20 protein-coding genes are annotated in these 18,558 nt (G+C 59.4%); 17 read left to right on the forward strand and 3 right to left on the reverse strand.

What is annotated here, in order from left to right; translation table 11 throughout:
- The first annotated feature begins 6 nt into the window (after window positions 1–6).
- The 17 genes from fliF to flhB all read left to right on the forward strand — a co-directional run bounded on the left by fliF (window position 7) and on the right by flhB (window position 15,205).
- The gene (fliF, locus tag HLUCCO03_RS02595; RefSeq protein WP_027832557.1) at window positions 7–1,710 is read left to right on the forward strand and encodes a flagellar basal-body MS-ring/collar protein FliF; all 1,704 of its coding nucleotides are present in this window, start codon (window positions 7–9) and stop codon (window positions 1,708–1,710) included.
- A complete protein-coding gene (gene fliG / locus HLUCCO03_RS02600) occupies window positions 1,703–2,743 on the forward strand; it encodes a flagellar motor switch protein FliG (RefSeq protein WP_027832556.1) in 1,041 nt (346 codons plus the stop codon). The genes fliF and fliG overlap by 8 nt, the downstream gene beginning before the upstream one ends.
- On the forward strand, window positions 2,743–3,606 hold the full coding sequence (locus tag HLUCCO03_RS02605) for a flagellar assembly protein FliH (protein WP_051603895.1): 864 nt from the start codon (window positions 2,743–2,745) through the stop codon (window positions 3,604–3,606). Before fliG ends, HLUCCO03_RS02605 begins: the two co-directional genes overlap by 1 nt.
- Window positions 3,587–4,969, forward strand: a complete 1,383-nt coding sequence (fliI, locus tag HLUCCO03_RS02610; RefSeq protein ID WP_027832555.1) for a flagellar protein export ATPase FliI — start codon at window positions 3,587–3,589, stop codon at window positions 4,967–4,969. The genes HLUCCO03_RS02605 and fliI overlap by 20 nt, the downstream gene beginning before the upstream one ends.
- Window positions 4,969–5,409 carry a flagellar export protein FliJ gene (gene fliJ, locus HLUCCO03_RS02615; RefSeq protein WP_027832554.1) on the forward strand — a complete coding sequence of 147 codons (441 nt, stop codon included), beginning with the start codon at window positions 4,969–4,971 and terminating at the stop codon, window positions 5,407–5,409. Before fliI ends, fliJ begins: the two co-directional genes overlap by 1 nt.
- 124 nt (window positions 5,410–5,533) lie before the next feature.
- Window positions 5,534–5,839 (forward strand): STAS domain-containing protein, encoded by a 306-nt coding sequence (locus HLUCCO03_RS02620; protein ID WP_027832553.1) that lies wholly within the window; start codon window positions 5,534–5,536, stop codon window positions 5,837–5,839.
- Between the two features lie 32 nt (window positions 5,840–5,871).
- Window positions 5,872–7,599, forward strand: a complete 1,728-nt coding sequence (locus HLUCCO03_RS02625; RefSeq protein WP_027832552.1) for a fused response regulator/phosphatase — start codon at window positions 5,872–5,874, stop codon at window positions 7,597–7,599.
- 32 nt (window positions 7,600–7,631) lie between these two features.
- On the forward strand, window positions 7,632–7,976 hold the full coding sequence (locus HLUCCO03_RS02630) for an Hpt domain-containing protein (RefSeq protein ID WP_027832551.1): 345 nt from the start codon (window positions 7,632–7,634) through the stop codon (window positions 7,974–7,976).
- A gap of 83 nt (window positions 7,977–8,059) precedes the next feature.
- Window positions 8,060–9,283 (forward strand): flagellar hook-length control protein FliK, encoded by a 1,224-nt coding sequence (locus tag HLUCCO03_RS02635; RefSeq protein ID WP_027832550.1) that lies wholly within the window; start codon window positions 8,060–8,062, stop codon window positions 9,281–9,283.
- Window positions 9,284–9,437: 154 nt separating this feature from the next.
- A complete protein-coding gene (gene fliL, locus HLUCCO03_RS02640) occupies window positions 9,438–9,944 on the forward strand; it encodes a flagellar basal body-associated protein FliL (protein WP_027832549.1) in 507 nt (168 codons plus the stop codon).
- Between the two features lie 75 nt (window positions 9,945–10,019).
- The gene (gene fliM / locus HLUCCO03_RS02645; RefSeq protein ID WP_027832548.1) at window positions 10,020–11,021 is read left to right on the forward strand and encodes a flagellar motor switch protein FliM; all 1,002 of its coding nucleotides are present in this window, start codon (window positions 10,020–10,022) and stop codon (window positions 11,019–11,021) included.
- Window positions 11,014–11,535, forward strand: a complete 522-nt coding sequence (gene fliN, locus HLUCCO03_RS02650) for a flagellar motor switch protein FliN (RefSeq protein ID WP_027832547.1) — start codon at window positions 11,014–11,016, stop codon at window positions 11,533–11,535. Before fliM ends, fliN begins: the two co-directional genes overlap by 8 nt.
- Window position 11,536: 1 nt before the next feature.
- The gene (gene fliO, locus HLUCCO03_RS02655; protein ID WP_036197595.1) at window positions 11,537–12,016 is read left to right on the forward strand and encodes a flagellar biosynthetic protein FliO; all 480 of its coding nucleotides are present in this window, start codon (window positions 11,537–11,539) and stop codon (window positions 12,014–12,016) included.
- 1 nt (window position 12,017) lies between these two features.
- The gene (fliP, locus tag HLUCCO03_RS02660) at window positions 12,018–12,782 is read left to right on the forward strand and encodes a flagellar type III secretion system pore protein FliP (RefSeq protein ID WP_027832545.1); all 765 of its coding nucleotides are present in this window, start codon (window positions 12,018–12,020) and stop codon (window positions 12,780–12,782) included.
- Between the two features lie 12 nt (window positions 12,783–12,794).
- A complete protein-coding gene (gene fliQ / locus HLUCCO03_RS02665) occupies window positions 12,795–13,064 on the forward strand; it encodes a flagellar biosynthesis protein FliQ (RefSeq protein ID WP_027832544.1) in 270 nt (89 codons plus the stop codon).
- Window positions 13,065–13,070: 6 nt separating this feature from the next.
- The gene (gene fliR, locus HLUCCO03_RS02670; RefSeq protein WP_027832543.1) at window positions 13,071–13,853 is read left to right on the forward strand and encodes a flagellar biosynthetic protein FliR; all 783 of its coding nucleotides are present in this window, start codon (window positions 13,071–13,073) and stop codon (window positions 13,851–13,853) included.
- A gap of 215 nt (window positions 13,854–14,068) precedes the next feature.
- Entirely contained in the window at window positions 14,069–15,205 is a 1,137-nt protein-coding gene (gene flhB / locus HLUCCO03_RS02675) for a flagellar biosynthesis protein FlhB (RefSeq protein WP_292016603.1), read from the forward strand.
- Window positions 15,206–15,657: 452 nt separating this feature from the next.
- Here the strand turns inward: flhB and HLUCCO03_RS02680 are convergent, their stop codons facing one another.
- The 3 genes from HLUCCO03_RS02680 to upp are packed head-to-tail and all read right to left on the reverse strand — an operon-like array spanning window position 15,658 to window position 18,414.
- Window positions 15,658–16,533: a class I SAM-dependent methyltransferase gene (locus tag HLUCCO03_RS02680; protein WP_051603894.1), complete on the reverse strand. Its 876-nt coding sequence runs from the start codon at window positions 16,531–16,533 to the stop codon at window positions 15,658–15,660.
- Window positions 16,514–17,773 (reverse strand): uracil-xanthine permease family protein, encoded by a 1,260-nt coding sequence (locus HLUCCO03_RS02685; protein WP_027832541.1) that lies wholly within the window; start codon window positions 17,771–17,773, stop codon window positions 16,514–16,516. Before HLUCCO03_RS02685 ends, HLUCCO03_RS02680 begins: the two co-directional genes overlap by 20 nt.
- 2 nt (window positions 17,774–17,775) lie before the next feature.
- Window positions 17,776–18,414: a uracil phosphoribosyltransferase gene (gene upp / locus HLUCCO03_RS02690; protein ID WP_027832540.1), complete on the reverse strand. Its 639-nt coding sequence runs from the start codon at window positions 18,412–18,414 to the stop codon at window positions 17,776–17,778.
- Window positions 18,415–18,558: the final 144 nt, after the last annotated feature.

Consider the following 18,558-nt stretch of genomic DNA (forward strand, 5'->3'; position numbering starts at 1 on the left):
ATACCCATGGCCAGCGTACCTGCCGAAACCTCACCCTCGAATATGCCCGCGGCACGGGCTGACGATACCGGCGAAAGCCGCAGTGACCTGCTATTCGGGTTTAACCGGCTGAACCTGTTGCGGCAGGTGGGGCTGATGGTGGGGCTTGCAGCCAGTGTTGCCCTGGGTGTCGCGGTGGTGCTCTGGGCCCAGGAGCCGAACTACCAGCCGGTGGTAGGGGATATGTCTGGCTACAATCCCCAGGATGTTACGACCATTCTTGAAAGCAATGGTATCGATTACCGCATGGATCAGCGCACCGGGGCCTTGCTGGTGCCTTCCGAGGATGTCTATGACGCCCGCCTGAAACTGGCGGCTGAAGGCGTCACCGATGAGCAGACCATTGGCTATGAGCTGCTGGACGAGGATCGTGGCCTGGGCACCTCCCAGTTCATGGAGACCGTCAGTTTCCGGCGCGGCCTTGAAGGCGAGCTGGCGCGCACCATCAGCAGCATGCGTACAGTGCGATCTGCCCGGGTTCACCTGGCCATTCCGGAGCGCTCGGTATTCGTTCGTGATGCCCGGGTTCCAACCGCGTCTGTTTTCCTGGAGGTGGTCGCCGGACGCCGGCTGGAGCAGGAGCAGATCGCGTCGATCATGAACCTGGTGGCCGGCAGTATTCCGGAAATGAGCAAGAACAATGTCACTGTGGTGGACCAGAACGGAAACCTGCTCACTGGCCGCGACGACGGCGGTGACAGCCGACAGATTGAAGACCAGTACGATTACACATCCCGTGTTGAAGACCGTCTGACCCGCCGGGTGGCCTCACTGGTACGCCCGGTAGTGGGTGACGGCCGGTTCCGTGCCGAAGTGACGGCGGATCTGGATTTTTCATCGGTGGAACAGGCTGAGGAGCTTTTCAATCCCGAGCAGCAGGCCGTACGAAGCGAGCGCCAGATGTCCGAGCGGCGCTCCGGCGGCGGTGCCGGCGGTATCCCGGGAGCCCTTTCGAACCAGCCGCCCGGGCAGGCCGAGGTTCCGGAACAGGCTAACGGTGGCGAAGATGGCGAGGCTCCGGCCGCGCCACCCGAGAATCTGCGTGAGGAGTCCACCCGTAACTATGAAATGGATCGCACGGTCAGTTACATCCGCCAGGAACTGGGGCGTGTAAAACGGCTATCCGTGGCCCTTGCCGTGGATGACATGAAAGTGGTTGACCCCCAGAGTGGAGAGGTCAGCTATGAGCCCTGGCCGGAACAGGAGCTTCAGCGCCTGACCATGCTGGTGCGGGATGCCGTAGGCTATTCCGCCGCCCGGGGCGACAGTGTTACCGTGATGAATACCGCCTTTGCGGCCGAAGAGCAGATGGAGTTTGAGACACCGGGGTTCTGGGAGCAGCCCTGGTTCTGGGACCTGATGAAGCAGGTGCTGGCCGGCCTGGTTATCCTGGTTCTGGTACTGGGCCTACTGCGCCCGACCCTGAAAAGCCTGTCTGGTGGTGGCCGCAGTGAGCGCCGGGACGATTCGGATGATGAAGGTTACGAAGGCCTGGATGGCATTGAGGGCGGGGACGCCCTGCGAGAAGCCATGCATTCACAGGACGATCTGCTTTTGCCCGGAGCGACGGACAGCTATGATAGGCAGTTGAATGCACTGAAAGGCCTGATTGCGGAAGACCCCGCGCGGGTCTCCCAGGTGATGCGCCAGTGGGTGAATGTCGATGACTGATGAGAACAACCGCCAGCCTGAGGCGCCGCAGAAACCCCAGCGGAAAATTCCGCGGGTGGAACAGGCGGCGATCCTGCTGATGTCGCTGGGCGAGAACGATGCCGCCGAGGTGCTCAAACACATGGGCCCGAAGGAGGTCCAGCGGGTTGGCGTGGCCATGGCCCAGATGAAGGATGTCAGCAAGGACGATGTCACCTATGTGCTGAATCAGTTTGTCGAGGCGGTGGGCGGCCAGACTGGCCTGGGTGTCGGGAACGACGATTATATCCGTACCATGCTGACCCAGGCCCTGGGTGACGACAAGGCGTCCAGCCTGATCGACCGGATTCTTATCGGCGGCAACACCACTGGCCTGGATACCCTCAAATGGATGGAACCCCGTGCCGTGGGCGACATCATTCGCTATGAACATCCGCAGATTCAGGCCATTGTCATTTCCTATCTTGATCCCGATCAGGCCGCTGAAATCCTTGGCACCCTGGACGACAAGGTGCGCCTTGATGTCATGATGCGGGTGGCCTCACTGGAAAGCATCCAGCCCCAGGCGCTGCAGGAGCTCAACGACATCCTCGAGAAACAGTTTTCCGGCGGCTCTGCCGCCCAGACCAGTCGTATTGGTGGCGTCAAGCGAGCCGCGGACATCATGAACTTCATGGATCGCAGTATCGAAGGCGGGCTGATGGATTCCATCAAGGACATGGATCCTGACCTGGCCTCGACCATCGAGGATCTGATGTTTGTCTTCGACAACCTCAAGGACATCGACGACCGCGGTATTCAGGCACTTCTCAGAGAGGTGTCTTCCGAGGTACTGGTGGTAGCGCTCAAGGGTGCCGACGACGGGGTCCAGGAAAAGATCTTCAAGAACATGTCCAAGCGTGCTGCGGAACTGCTGCAGGATGACCTGGAAGCCAAGGGTCCGGTGCGTGTCAGCGAGGTCGAATCCGCCCAGAAAGACATTATCACCATTGCGCGCCGTATGGCTGAAGCCGGTGAAATCACCCTTGGTGGTGCAGGCGAAGAAATGATGTGATGAAAGATCCCCGCCGTAACCTCGACCGCATTCCCAAAGAGAATCTCACCGCCTATGAACGCTGGGAGCTGCCCTTGCTGGATGCCCGGGGCAATGAGGTGGCGCGGGAAGAGGAGCGCGAGGTAAAGCCACTGACCGCCGGTGATATTGATGACATTCGCCGTGCTGCCTATGAGGATGGCTACACGGAAGGTCGTGAAGCGGGATACCAGGCTGGACTGGTTGAGGGCCGGGAAAAGGGCCATCAGGAAGGCTACGAAGCCGGACTTGCCGAAGGCAATGAGAAGGGAACCGAACAGGGGCTGGCGGAAACCCGCAAGGAGGTGGATGCCAAGCTGGACCGTCTGGAACACCTGCTGGGTGAACTGCTGATTCCTATCCGGCGCCATGAAGACGAGCTGGAAACCGCCCTGGTTAACCTGACCACCGTACTCGCCCGCGCCGTTGTATTCCGGGAACTGTCCCTGGACTCATCCCACATTACCCAGGTGGTTCGCCGTGCCATGGCGTCGCTGCCGTCCACCACGGAAAACGTGCGCATTCATATTCACCCGGATGATTACCAGTGGGTCAGCGAGATTGCCGGCAAGTTCGAGGCAGCCACTTCCATCGTGGAGGATGCCTCGATTCTGCGGGGAGGCTGCAAGCTGGAAACCCGCCACAGCCAGGTAGACTTCACCGTTGAAAAACGCTTTCAGAAAGCCGTTCAGGGCATGCTCGACAAACAGCTGGATACAGACAAGGCCGGTGAAGGCGAAGAGCTTGATGCCATGATGAGCGATCTTACCGACTTCCAGCACGGCGTGCTTGATTCCGACCAGGACAAGGGTGAGGGAGAGGGCGATGACGGCGCATCTGGCTGAACGACTGGCAAGATTGCAGGAATATTTTATCGAGGAACCCCAGCCGGAACTTTCCGGCCGCCTCACACGGATGGTCGGCCTTACCCTTGAATGCGTGGGCTGCCCCATGGTGGTGGGCGACCGCTGCGTGATTACCGGGCAGGGCGCGGGCACTGTGGAAGCGGAAGTGGTCGGTTTTGAGGACGACCGGGTCTATCTCATGCCCCTGACCGCCATTGAAGGGCTGCGTCCCGGCGCCAGGGTTGTGCCGTTATCCGTGGCCAGTCGGGTTCCCGTGGGCCCGGAATTGCTGGGGCGGGTGGTGAACGGTAATGGTGAGCCGCTGGATGGCAAGGGGCCATTGCAGGCGGAAGCCCGGGTTTCACTCAGTGGCGATATCATCAATCCCCTCGACCGGGCACCGGTGCGTCAGTCCATGGATGTGGGAATACGTGCAATCAACGCACTGATGACGGTAGGGCAGGGCCAGCGTCTTGGCCTGTTTGCCGGCAGTGGTGTGGGTAAAAGTGTGTTGCTGGGCATGATGACCCGCTTTACCGATGCGGATATAACCGTGGTCGGCCTGATTGGTGAACGGGGCCGTGAGGTTAAGGAGTTCATTGAAGACATACTCGGGGATGAGGGCCTGGACCGTTCCGTGGTGGTGGCTTCCCCCGCCGACGACTCACCGCTGATGCGCCTTCGCGCTGCCATGCTGACCACCCGTATCGCGGAATACTACCGGGACCAGGGCAAGCGCGTGCTGTTGCTGATGGATTCTCTGACCCGTTACGCCCAGGCCCAGCGGGAAATTGCCCTGGCCGTGGGTGAGCCACCGGCCACCAAGGGCTATCCGCCTTCGGTGTTCGCCAAGTTGCCACAGCTGGTGGAAAGAACCGGCAATGGTCGCCCGGGTGGAGGCTCCATAACCGCTTTCTACACGGTGCTGACAGAGGGCGACGATCAGCAGGACCCTATCGCCGATGCCGCCAGGGCCATCCTGGACGGACATATTGTGCTGTCCAGGAGACTGGCGGAGGAGGGACACTATCCCGCCATTGATGTGGAAGCATCCATAAGCCGTGTCATGCCCCAGGTGACGGAACCGGAACATTTTGCCCGGGCCCAGCGTTTCAAACAGGTATACTCCCGCTACCAGCAGGCACGGGACCTGATCAGTGTTGGCGCCTATGTGAAAGGATCCGATCCGGAAACCGACTTTGCCATCGCCCATATCGGTAACATGGGCCAGTTCCTGCAGCAGGGGCTGAACGAAAGTGCGCCCCTCGGGGACAGTATCCAGCAGTTACTCGCGGTGGTACCGGAGCGGCGCTCCCCCGACCGCCCGAAAACCCCGCCTGCGGCGGCCAGGGGGAATAGCTGATGTTGCGATCCCAGCGGCTGGCGGTAGTGCTGGCAGTTGAAGAGCGCCGGGAAAAGGCCGCTCTGGAAAAGATGGCCGAAGCGCAGCAAAAACACGAAGCCCAACGCCAGCAGATAGAAAACCTTGAACGCTACCAGATGGAGTATCGTGAACAGATCCGCAGCAGTCAGCAAGGTGTGGTATCCGTCGCACGGCTACAGGGATGGCAGGCGTTTATTGCCCAGCTGGACCAGGTGATTGCCCAGCAACAGAAACTGCTTGTCCAGGCGGAACAGCGGCTCCAGGCGTGTCGCGAGGAATGGCAGCGGGCCTGGGAACGACGCCGGGGCATGGAAAAGTACATCGAAACCTGCCGCCGCCAGGAACAGCGGGAACAGGACCTGAGGGACCAGAAGCAGATGGATGAGGCCGCCGGGCGGATTCACGCGCGGCGTCGTTAAAGATGTGGCTGAAATACGCCGTATGGATGCAAAATCAGTGTGGTGAGCTATCCTTTAGCACAGGATGCCCCCGAGGCTCATGTTGTTCCCTGTTACCACACCCGTTACTCATGGAGGCTCCGGAATGCCAATTCAGACGCATCGCAGCGAGGACGGTCAGACCCTGACCATAAAAATTGAAGGGCGCTTTGACTTCAGTACCCATCAGGCCTTTCGTGATGCCTATGAACATGGTGACGAAAACGTAACGGCTTTCGTGGTGGACCTTTCCGAAACCACCTATCTCGACAGCTCGGCCCTGGGCATGTTGCTGTTATTGCGGGACTATGCCGGTGGTGACAGCGCCAGAATTCGCATCGAAAACTGCAACAGCGACGTTCGCCGAATATTGTCCATCTCCAATTTCGAGCAATTGTTTGCGATTCACTGAATCATGACATCGCAGGGTCGCGGAGGTTCGTTGTGGATGATTCACTCTCAGACAACCGGCCGCTGAGGATTCTGATCGCAGACGACAGCGACAGCGATCGTCTGATTCTCAAAACCCTTCTCCGTCGCCTGGGGCATGAGGTGGAAGACGCAAGAAACGGTGAAGAGGCCGTCGATATCTTTCGCCAGTCCGGAGCAGACATCGTATTGCTGGATGCCCTGATGCCGGTCATGGATGGCATGGAAGCAGCTCACCACATCAAGGCGCTGGCAGGCGAGCGCCTGGTGCCCCTGATTTTCCTGACTTCCCTGTCTGATGCCGACGCACTGGTACGCTGCCTGGAGGCAGGCGGCGACGATTTCCTGACAAAGCCCTATAACCGCATCATCATCGAAGCCAAGATCAATGCGTTCAATCGCATGCGGCTGATGCACCGCACCCTGAGCGAACATCGCGACCTGATCCGTGACCGTAACCGCCAGCTTACGGAGGAACAGGAGATTGCCAAGCGGGTTTTCGAGAATATCGCCCACACCGGTTGCCTGGATGCGCCGAATATCCGTTTCCATGCATCGCCCATGTCGATATTCAATGGCGATGTGCTCTTTGCCTGTCCGCGCCCTGCGGGAGGAATGCAGATACTGGTTGGTGACTTCACCGGCCATGGTCTTCCCGCTGCGGTCGGTGCCATGCCGGTGGCCGAGATCTTCTATGGCATGACCAGTAAGGGCTTCAGCGGAAGTGACGTGCTGCGGGAGATCAACCAGAAGCTTGGCAGAATCCTTCCCACGGGTATGTTCTGCTGCGCCGCAATGATCCAGGCTGATTTTCACCTCAATCAGTTGCAGATATGGAACGGAGGGCTGCCGGATGGCGTTCTGATAAGGAGAAATGGAGCGCTTGAGACTGTTGCGTCCCGGCATCTGCCGCTGGGAGTGCTTGGTGCCGCCCGCTTCGATGCCGGAATGGAAGTTTTCCGTACAGAGCCGGGGGATACTCTGCTGATGATGACCGATGGCGTATTGGAAGCCGAGAACCACCAGGGCTCCATGTACGGAGAGGATCGACTCAGGCGCTCGCTGGAGGACAGGGATGCCGGCAGTTCACCGTTCGACGCGGTGATGGCAGGAATTCGCGCATTTACCGGCAAACAGCCGGAACAGGATGACGTGACGTTACTGGCACTGGAGATGGTGAAGGAAGCCGACCTGGTTGGGGTGTCGGAACGATTGCCCCAATCGGCGCTGGAAGGGCCGGCGGAGTGGCACTGTGTCTACGAAATCCAGGACCGGTCGCTGGGACAGTTCAGTCCGTTGCCTCTGTTGCTGCATATCTGCATGGAAGTGCCGGGGTTACGTCGCAAGAGTGGTGAAATCTACACTCTGTTATCAGAGCTTTACACCAATGCGCTGGAACACGGTGTGTTGGGCCTGTCGTCGGACTGGAAGGCCACACCGGACGGTTTTGGCCGCTACTACGCTGAGAGAGAGCGGCGTTTGCAAACGGTAACTGACCACTTCATCCGGTTTACCCTGAGCCATACCATGACCGGTCAGGGTGGACAGTTGACCATTGTTTGTGAAGACAGTGGCAGTGGGTTCGATTATCAGGAGCACACGGAAGAAGGTAATGAAAACGGTTATTCCGGGCGAGGCCTGATGTTACTTCGGAAGCTGGGGCATTCCCTCAACTTCCGGGAATATGGCTCCCGGGTAGAGATCGTATATGATTGGCATTTTTCCGAGGTTGCTGCCCGGTAGGGTAGTACCACCACATAAACAGGGGGTTGGTCATGTCGGACAAGCCACACCTTGATCAGGAAGCATTGGCCGAGTTGCAGGATGTGATGGAGGACGAATTCGACGTTCTCATCACCACCTATATCAAGGATTCCTCGGATCGCATTGCTCACCTGCGCTCGGCACTGGAGCAGGAGGATGCGGACGGTTTTTCCAAATCCGCACACAGTTTCAAGGGCAGTTGCATCAATATCGGTGCCCCAAGACTGGGTGAACTGTGCGCGGAAGCTGAAAAAGCCGGACGCGACAATCGCCTGGGAGACGCGGCTGCCATGGTCGATGCCATTGAGAATGAGTTCCGGCAGGTGGAAGACAATCTGCGACGGTTTCTGGAATAGTGGAGAAATGGCACCGCTTTTGCTGAGTATCCGGTAACGCAGACAGATGCGCTCCGATCAGCAAAAAGCGGCAAGAGGTTGCCATGTCCCAGATGGTTCTTCCACAAACGCCCCCGCAGGGGCCGAAGTCCGATAGTGGTGTAAAGCCCGGATCTGCCGGCCAGGATAAAAACGGCGACAGCCGTTTTGATACGGTTTCCCGTGCCGAGCAGCAGCGACTCGACAAAAAGCAGGCTGAAAAGCGGGACCAGGCCCGGGCTGATGATAAAGCCCGTCACCAGGAGGCCCGCCCGGACAAGAATAGCGACAAGCGTCCCGATGACACCAGGGAAACCTCCGTGGACAAGGCCTCACGCAACACCGACAGTCGCGCCAGAGCAGAGAAGGACGAGTCAGCAGTCAGGGAAGATGCCGCTGCCCGGGCCGACGAAGCCGTAACGCCGGAGGGTTCCGGCGAAAACCCCGCTGAAGAGGTGGTTCCACTGACCTTTGCCGGCCTCCAGGCGCTGGTGATGCCTGCGGAGGACGGTACCCCACCCGTTGCCGCTGGCGGTAACAATGCCCGGTCAGGCAGTACCGGTGGCTCTAATGGCGTCATATCCGGCGTGCAGGCTTTTGTTGGAATGATGGCAGGCATGCCCGGTGCGGGCGAAGGCAAGCCGGGCCAGGGTAATGGCCAGGGCCCGGGCGCCGGATTGGCTCTTACCGAGGCGCTGATGTCAGGAATGACCGCCGATTTGTCTCGCACCCAGGAGGCTCCCCAGGTTCAGGGTACCATTCGCTTTCAGGCAGCGGCGGAACTGGCCAGCCAGCAGGTGGCCAACCCCAATACCGCCAAGCTTCCCGCGGATGCCGCCGCGCTGCGGGGATATACCACCTCAATTGATGTGCCGGTGAACCACGCGGAGTGGGGCGACAAACTGGTTGGCAAACTGACCTGGCTCACCGCGCGCAACATGTCCGTTGCTGAAATACATCTGACCCCTCCGGATATGGGGCCGATGGAAGTGCGGGTCCAGGTGCAGCAGGAACAGGCAAATATTACCGTCCATTCGGCTAATCCGGCGGTGCGGGATCAGCTGGAACTGCACAGCCATCGTCTCAGGGATATGCTGAGTGAGCAGGGCCTGTCCCTCGAACAGTTCGATGTATCGGACTCTTCCCAGCAGCAGAACGGGGAGGAGGGTACGGGTGAGCACAGTGATAACGGCAGTGGTGTGCTGGCAGCCACCGATCCGGATGATCAGGACCTGCAACCCGAATCCCTGGACCTGACCTGGAAAGGCGAAGTCGATATCTTCGCCTGAACCGATTGCCCTTCCCGGTAATTCTTCTTTTGCCCATCCTTCGTCGCAACGCTAAACTGCTGTTCTGATAAGGAGGATGGGCCTATCTGGCCCGCCCTTTGCTTATACCTTCATATAACCTGTCCGGTTGACGGATTTCTGGCAGAAACACGTTATGGCTGAAGATAATGCGCCCCCGGCGGCGCCGGCGAAGAAAGGCAAGCTCAAGCTTATTATACTGCTGATACTGGTAGTGATTCTGGCGGTTGGGCTTTCGGTAATAGGAACCATGTGGTTCCTTGGAAGCGAACTACCCGGTCTCGGGGGTGGCAACGAAGAGTCAGCGGAGGAGACTGATGCTTTTAAGCCCAGCACCTATACGGTACTGGATAAGGCGCTGGTAACGACGGTACAGGCCGAGGGGCGGCAGCGTTACGCCCAGGCTTATCTGGCGTTCGAAGCGGACAACCCCGAGGCATTGACCGCTGCCGGCCAGCACATGCCGCTATTGCGCAGCCGGTTGATCAGTGTGCTCGGGGACAGGGATTTCGAGGAGTTGCAGACGCCGGAAGGCCGGCAGGCGCTGGCCGATGACATGCTGGAGGCAGTCAATGATGCACTCGAACAGGAGGGCGAACCTCCCTTGTTAAGGGTGCTTTTCAGGAACTTCGTGGTGCAGTGAAAAAAGTTCGGTAAAGACCGCACCAGATAGTGCGACCGGGCCCGGGCAGGGCAGAGATCAGGGGCAGAGGAACCTATGCAGGACTTATTGTCACAGGATGAAATCGATGCGCTCCTCCACGGTGTGGATGACGGCGATATTGATACCTATGAAGAAACCGATGATACCGGTATCAAGTCCTACGATCTTGCCAGTCAGGACCGTATTGTCCGTGGCCGGATGCCCACGCTTGAAATGATCAACGAGCGTTTCGCCCGCTACACCCGCATCAGCCTGTTCAACCTGCTGCGCCGTAACGCCGATGTTTCAACAGGCGGCGTACAGATCATGAAGTTTGGCGAATATATTCACACCCTCTACGTGCCCACCAGCCTGAACCTGTGCAAGGTAAGGCCGCTGCGTGGCACGTCTCTGTTTGTGCTGGATGCCAAGCTGGTGTTCAAACTGGTGGACAACTTTTTCGGAGGCGAGGGTCGGCATGCCAAGATCGAGGGCCGTGAATTCACGCCAACGGAAACCCGCATCGTGCAGATGGTGCTGGACCAGGTATTCCATGACATGAAGGAAGCCTGGCACGCCGTGCTGAAGGTGGATTTCGAGTACCTGAGCTCGGAAGTCAATCCGGCCATGGCCAATATCGTCAGCCCCAGCGAAGTGGTGGTGGTCAGCACCTTCCACATCGAGCTGGACGGGGGCGGCGGAGAACTGCACATGGCCTTGCCCTATTCAATGATCGAGCCGATCCGCGACGTGCTGGATGCCGGTGTTCAGAGTGATATTGATGATGTGGATGAACGCTGGGTCAGCGCCCTGCAGGAAGACATCAAGGAAGTGAACGTTCCCATCAACACCACCGTGTGTCGGCGCCGCATTTCCCTTCGCGATATCGCCAAACTGAAGGAAGGCGACATAATTCCGGTGGAAATTCCCGAATTACTGACCCTGACAGCCAACGGTATCCCGGTCTACAAAGCCACGATGGGTACCCGTGATGGCAAGTTGGCACTGAGAATCCATGAGCGGGCAACCGTGCCCAAGGTGAAAAAGCAACTGAAGGTGGGACGCAACAATGGCTGATGACAACAAAAAAGACGAGCAGGAGCTCAGCGAAGACGAGAAGCTCGCGGCCGAGTGGGAATCCGCCATGGAAGAATCTGGCGATGCCGACGAAGACAGCCGTGAGGATGAATGGGCGGCAGCCATGGCGGAAGCGGGTGAAACCGCTGACGAGGGTGGTGGCGGCAAAGACACTGGTAAAGACAATGTCCGCACAGCGCCCATGGAAGAGTTTCCGGAAGGCTCGAATTTCAGCCAGGGCGGCGGCCCGGCACCGGATCTGGATGTTATTCTCGACATTCCCGTCACCATTTCCATGGAAGTGGGCAACACCCAGATACCGATTCGCAACCTGTTACAGCTTAACCAGGGCTCGGTTATTGAACTGGACCGGTTGGCGGGTGAGCCGCTTGATGTCCTGGTCAACGGCACTCTGATTGCCCATGGTGAGGTGGTGATGGTCAACGAGAAGTTCGGCATCCGCCTGACAGACGTGATCAGCCCCGGTGAACGTATCAAACGGTTGCAGAAGTAATATGGCGCTGCTTTCCGTGTCTCTGTTTCACAACAGGTTTACCGGCTTCTTTCTGGCCATGGTGGCACCGGCGCTTGTGGTGGCCCAGGAACAGGAAAACCCCGCCCGGGAAACCGCATCAGCCCCTGATACCCTGGTGACCATGCTGACCCTCGGGGCTGGCCTGTTGGCGGTACTTGCCCTTATTTTCGGATGCGCCTGGGTTGTCCGGCGCATGGGGGGGATGAGCGGCGGCAATACCCGCGCCATCAAGGTGGTGTCCGTCATGCCCATGGGTACCCGGGAACGGATAGCGCTGATCGAAGTCGGCGGCACACAGATTCTCGTGGGTGTCACACCTTCGACGATTCGCACATTGCATGTTTTTGACGAACCGGTGGTCAGTGCCGGTGAGCCGGTATCCGGTGATTTCGCCCGCAAACTCCAGGGCATGATCGGTAAATCCTGGGGTTCCGGTTCTTCATCGAAGGAAGGCTCCTGACATGTTGGCGCGTGTTCCCGGGCGCATTGTCGCGTTGCTGGTACTTGTATTACTCACGTCCTGGGCGCCGGCCGCGCTGGCGGACATCCCCGGTATTCCGGCGTTTACCGTAACCCCGGGCGAGGAAGAGGGCGTCGAGGAATACTCGGTATCGCTGCAGATCCTGGCGCTGATGACAGCGCTAACCTTCCTGCCGGCGATGCTGATGATGATGACGTCCTTCACCCGCATCATCGTGGTGTTTGCCATACTGCGCCAGGCCCTTGGCCTGCAGTCCACGCCTTCCAACCAGATACTTCTCGGGCTGACACTGTTCCTTACTATCTTCATCATGAAACCGGTACTGGAAGAGGTCAACGAAGTGGCCCTGCAGCCCTACATGGAAGAAGAACTCACATCCCTGGAAGCGGTGGAGCAGGCCAGCCTGCCATTCCGCACCTTCATGCTGGCACAGACCCGGGAGAGTGACCTGGGCCTGTTCATGCGCATCGCCGACGAAGAATACGACACCCCGGAGGACGTCTCCTTCTGGGTGTTGCTGCCGGCGTTTGTCACCAGCGAGCTGAAAACCGCCTTCCAGATCGGTTTCATCCTGTTTATTCCGTTCCTGATTATCGACATGGTGGTGGCCAGCGTGCTGATGGCCATGGGTATGATGATGCTGTCGCCCATCATCATCTCGCTGCCGTTCAAGATCATGCTGTTTGTACTGGTGGATGGCTGGGCCCTGATCATGGGCACCCTGGCCGCCAGTTACGGGATATAGGGGAGCACAACCATGACACCCGAAACCGTCATCGACATCCTCCGCGAAGCCCTGTGGATGATCGTGCTGCTGGCCAGCCTGATCATCGGCCCCGGCCTGGTCATCGGCCTGGTGGTCAGCACCTTCCAGGCCGCCACCCAGATCAACGAACAGACCCTGAGCTTCCTGCCACGCCTGCTGGTCACCCTGATCACCATCATCGTGGCCGGCCCCTGGATGCTCACCCAGCTTATCGACCACGCGGAACGGCTGATCGGCAGCATTCCCTACCTGATCGGCTGACCGGGCATGCCCACCGAGATTTCAGCGGATTTGATCAACCAGTGGGTAGGCCAGCACCTGTGGCCACTGTTCCGCCTGGCCAGCTTCATGATGGTGATCCCGTTCGTCGGCACCCAGCTGGTCCCGGCCAGAGTCCGCCTCGGGCTGGCCCTGATCATCACCATCCTGGTGGTACCGATGATCCCCCCGGTCCCACAAGTAGACGCCTTCAGCGCCGACGGGGTAATCATCACCCTGCAGCAGATCCTCATCGGCGTCGGCATGGGCTTCGCCCTGACCGCGCTATTCCAGCTATTCGTCGTCGCCGGCCAGATGATCGCCATGCAGATGGGCCTCGGCTTCGCCTCCATGGTCGACCCCGCCAACGGCGTCAACGTGCCGGTACTGGCCCAGATCTACACCATCACCATCACCCTGCTGTATCTGGCCATGAACGGCCACCTGGTCGCCTTCGAAGTCTTCATCGAAAGCTTCCGCACCCTTCCTATCGGCCTTGAAGGCCTGGGCCAGACGGGTGTGTGGGAACTGGCCCACCGCATCAGCTGGATGTTCGCCGCCGCCGTACTCCTGGCCCTGCCGGCGGTCACCGCCGTGTTCATCGTCAACATCTCCTTCGGCGTCATGACCCGCGCCGCCCCGCAAATGAATATTTTCGCCCTCGGCTTCCCGATTGGCCTGATTTTTGGATTATTTGCCATATGGGTGCTGCACGCCAATTTTCTGCCGCACTTCGAGCAGTACACACGGGAAACGTTCGATTTCATGCGAAACCTGCAGGGTCAGCCCTAACGGTTAACCAGGAAGCAGGCAATAGGGCGATTTGAGCGTGGTCGCACTCAGAAGTTTGCTGAGGTTGGTGGGGAAGGCCCTCCCAAAAACGTGGAACGCCATGGATGGCGCGACCGAGCCCTACATGGACGTATTCACGGGCGTTTTTTGGGAGGGCCTTCCCCACCAACCGACACTCCCGAGCCGAAGCCGAAGATAAAGCAAAGACAGAAACCATGGCCGAAGAAAACGACAACAGCCAGGATAAAACCGAAGAGGCCACCCCCCGAAGGCTCGAAAAAGCCAGGGAGGATGGCCAGACCGCACGCTCCAAGGAACTGGCCACCATGGCCGTCCTGCTGGCCGGCGCCGGCGGCCTGTTGATATTCGGCGCCTCCATGGGTGCGTCCATGGAAAGCATCATGCGGGACAGCTTCGTTATAGAACGCTCAGCCATCTTCGACACCCGCCACATGAGCGTTCAACTGATCCAGTCCACCAAAGAAGCCGCCTTGTCCCTGGCGCCGCTACTGATCCTGCTGCTGGTGGCCGCCATCGCCGGCTCCGTCGGCATCGGCGGCCTGCTGGTCAGCGGCAAAGCCATCGCCCCCAAGCTCAACCGCATGGACCCGCTCAAAGGCCTCAAGCGCATGTTCTCCATGCGCTCACTGATTGAGCTGGTCAAGGCCATCCTCAAAGTGGGGCTGGTCATGGCAGTGGCCATAGTGATTCTCAACCTGCGCACCGACGACCTGCTCAGTATCTCGGAAGAGCCCATCAAACCGGCCATGGAACACGTGCTCTGGACCCTGGGCTGGAGCTTTCTGATCCTCGCCTGCGCCACCATTATCATTGCCGCTATCGATGTGCCTTTCCAGATCTACGACCACCAGAAAAAACTGCGCATGACCAAGCAGGAGGTGAAGGACGAATACAAGGACACCGAGGGCAAGCCGGAAGTGAAGGGCAAGATCCGTCAGCTGCAGCGGGAAATGGCCCAGCGCCGGATGATGCAGGATGTTCCGGGTGCGGATGTGGTGATCACCAACCCGACCCACTACGCGGTGGCACTGAAGTATGATCAGAAGAAGATGGCGGCGCCGGTTGTGGTGGCTAAAGGCTCTGATGAGACTGCCTTCAAGATCATGGAGATTGCCCGCGAGAACAAGGTTGAAATCCTCCGAACGCCACCGCTGACCCGGGCGGTCTACCACAACACCGAACTGGGCGGCGAGATTCCCGACGGCCTCTACATGGCCATCGCCCAGGTTCTGGCCTACGTATTCCAGCTCCGCCAGTTCCGCAAGGGCCGGGGCCAGAAACCCCACGTTCCGGACTTCCCCATACCTTCGGATTTGCGGCGGGATATCTGACGCTTGGTGGTTGTCTTCTATCCCGTAGCCTGATGGATTCGGGGGTGTTGCTGTGTCGGGGCCGCCTCCCAAAACACGCCCGTGAATACGTCCCTGTAGGGCTCGGTCGCGCCATCCCTGGCGCTCCACGGTTTTGGGAGGCGGCCCCGACACAGCTCTTTCAACCTCACGATACAGCACAAGAAACGTAGGTCGGATTAGCGAAGCGTAATCCGACACTGTGCCTCGGCTATACAACATTTGTCGGATTACGCTTCGCTAATCCGACCTACGCATTGCAGTCAATAGCCAGCGATATCACGACAGCCCGAGTGAGCCGGGTGGGAGGCATTGAACAGGACTGTCTTTGGCCATGGATGGCCAAAGTCAAGCGCACATGGATGTGCTCGTAGCGTGTCCTGGTCAATGCCTCCCACCCGGCTCACACCCGCAATCGATCATGCTACAAAAGGCTAGGACCGGGCCTCAATAACCCGAACCATAGGATCACGGCGGCTCTCGGGGATCGGCAGGTGGCCGTAAAACTCGGTGGGGTTCCAGACCCGGACTGAGGGGAAGCCGGTGGCCAGGAAGTGGTCACGGGCCTGCTGGTCGTTGTTGAAGTGGAAGCTGACATCGCTGCGGGTAACCGTGCCCAGCAGGCCGCCCAGGGATTTCAGGGTGCCGCGCAGAAACGGTTGCTGTGGCATTAGGTAGCTTTCCGAAAGGTAGACCGAGCCGGGGAGTTGCTGCATCAACACCGCCAGGCGTTTCCAGAACCCTGAAATAACCGGGAGTGAGAAATAGCTGGTAAGGCCTTCGGTGATGACGATCATCGGTTCGTTGTTGTCGAACACCCCTGAAACCACTGCTTCCAGCGACTGGTTGCCGGATTCTGCCAGGATATCCATCGGCACCACCTGGTGGCGGTCGCCGAGCCGGCCGGAGACCAGAAGACGGGCCGCCTTGCGGGTGGCCATGTCCGGGAGGTCGGCTTCCACCATGTGGATCAGGGGATGCCTGTCCCGCAGACGGATACCCCTGGGGGACATGCCGCAGGCGATTTCCAGTACCTGGGTGATACCGCGCTCCAGCGCCTGTTCAATGAGGTGGTCGATGATCAGGTGGCGCTGCAGCAGGAAGGTGCGGATATTGCCGCCGATAAGGGCCTTGCTGCCGGCCTCGAAGGGGGTCATCAGATGGTAGAGCCAGCGGCCCTGGCTGGTGGTGAGCACGTCATCGGAGAGACCGTACCGGTGCCAGACGGCACCGGTATAGAGGGCGGTAAAGCTGATGCCGGAGCTGTCAGCCTGCTTGCCCGGGCCTTTGTCAGAGGGTGTCGTGCTCATGGATCTTTTTACCCCACGCCTCGCCGCTGCCCGGCAGGATCAGGTTCAGGGCAATGGCCACCACGGCGCACAGGGCAATGCCTTCCATATTGCCGATCGCCAGGTCGCCGATGCCGAATACCAGGGTAACGGCGACAATAACCAGGTTTCGGGGCTTTGACAGGTCCACCTGGTGGCGGATCAGGGTGTTAAGGCCGACGACGGCGATGGAACCGAACAGCAGGCACAGGATGCCGCCCATGACTGGCGCCGGAATGGTCTGCAGGGCCGCACCGAATTTACCCACGAAGGCCAGTACAATGGCAATACAGGCGGCCCAGATCATCACTTTCGGGTTGAAGTTCTTGGTCAGTACCACGGCCCCGGTGACTTCTGAGTAGGTGGTGTTGGGCGGGCCACCCAGGGCTGACGCCGCGCTGGTGGCCAGGCCGTCACCCAGCAGGGTGCGGTGCAGGCCGGGTTTGACCAGGTAATTCTTGCGGGTAACGGTACCGATGGCCAGGATGTCGCCAATGTGTTCGATGGCCGGGGCAATGGCCACGGGGATCATGAACAGGATGGCGCCCCAGCTGAATTCCGGTGTCACGAAATTGGGAAGGGCAAACCAGGGCGCCTCGCTGATGGGGGACAGGTCCACGATGCCGGCAATGGCGGACAGGATATAGCCCACAATAATGCCGAACATGATGGGGATCAGGCGGAAAATACCGCTGGACCAGACCGCCATGATCACGGTCACCGTCAGGGATATCATCGCGATCCAGATGGCGGTGTCGTAGGGAACCAGTTGCTCGGAGCCATCGCCGGTGCGGCCGGAAGCCATGTGAACGGCGACCGGTGCGAGGCCGAGGCCAATTACCATAATCACCGGGCCGATCACCACAGGGGGCAGCAGGCGCGTGATAAAGCCGGTGCCCCGCAGGCGCACCGCGCCACTCAGAACGATGTACAGGATACCCGCCGCCATCAGGCCGCCCAGGGTTTCTTCCAGGCCGAAGCGGCCCTTGGCGGCAATGATGGGTGCAATAAAGGCGAAGGAAGACGCCAGGAAGATGGGAATCTGACCGCCGGTGACGATATGGAAAATCAGGGTGCCGATGCCGGCGGTGAAGAGGGCCACGTTGGGATCCAGGCCGGTAATCAGTGGCATCAGTACCAGTGCGCCAAAGGCCACCAGCAGCATCTGCGAGCCGGCAATGGCCTGCTTCCAGACAGGGTCGTTGAGGTGGTGGTCCTGCATGATCAGACGTCCTTCTGCTTGGTGCCGAAGATTTTGTCGCCGGCATCGCCAAGCCCGGGGAGGATATAGCCTTTGTCGTTGAGTCGCTCGTCAATGGACGCGGTGTAGATGGATACGTCCGGATGCTTTGCAAGTACCTTTTCTATCCCCTCCGGAGCTGCCACCAGCACCAGGGCGCGTATTTCATGGCTGCCGGCTTTCTTGAGCAGGTCGATGGTTGAAATCATCGAGCCCCCGGTAGCCAGCATCGGGTCCACAATCATGGCCATGCGCTGGTCGAGCTCTCCCACGAGCTTCTCGAGGTAGGTGCTGGCCTCCAGGGTTTCTTCATTTCTGACCTGGCCAACAACGCTTACGCGGGCCCCCGGTATCAGGGTGAGCACGCCGTCAAGCATGCCCATGCCGGCGCGAAGAATGGGAACCACGGTGATTTTCTTGCCCTGGATCTGTTCGATTTCCACCGGGCCGGCCCAGCCCTCAATGGTTTTTTTCTGCAGGGAGAAGTCCTTGGTGGCCTCGTAGGTCAGCAGGGCGCCTACTTCCTGGGCCAGCTCACGGAAATTCTTGGTGCTGATGTCGGCGCGGCGCATCAGGCCAAGTTTGTGGCGGATCAGCGGGTGTTTCACCTCGTGGATTGGCATGGGGCTCACCTATGTGCTCTGTGTCAGTGTCTGGATGCGGAGTGCCGGCGCGGCGTAATTACCGGCAAATGGCGCAAGGATACCGTATATCGGCAGGCCCGTCAGGCATGGCAGACAGAAAAAAACCGAGCTCTGGTACGGATC

The organism is Marinobacter sp. HL-58 (assembly GCF_001314605.1).
Classification (GTDB): Bacteria; Pseudomonadota; Gammaproteobacteria; order Pseudomonadales; family Oleiphilaceae; genus Marinobacter.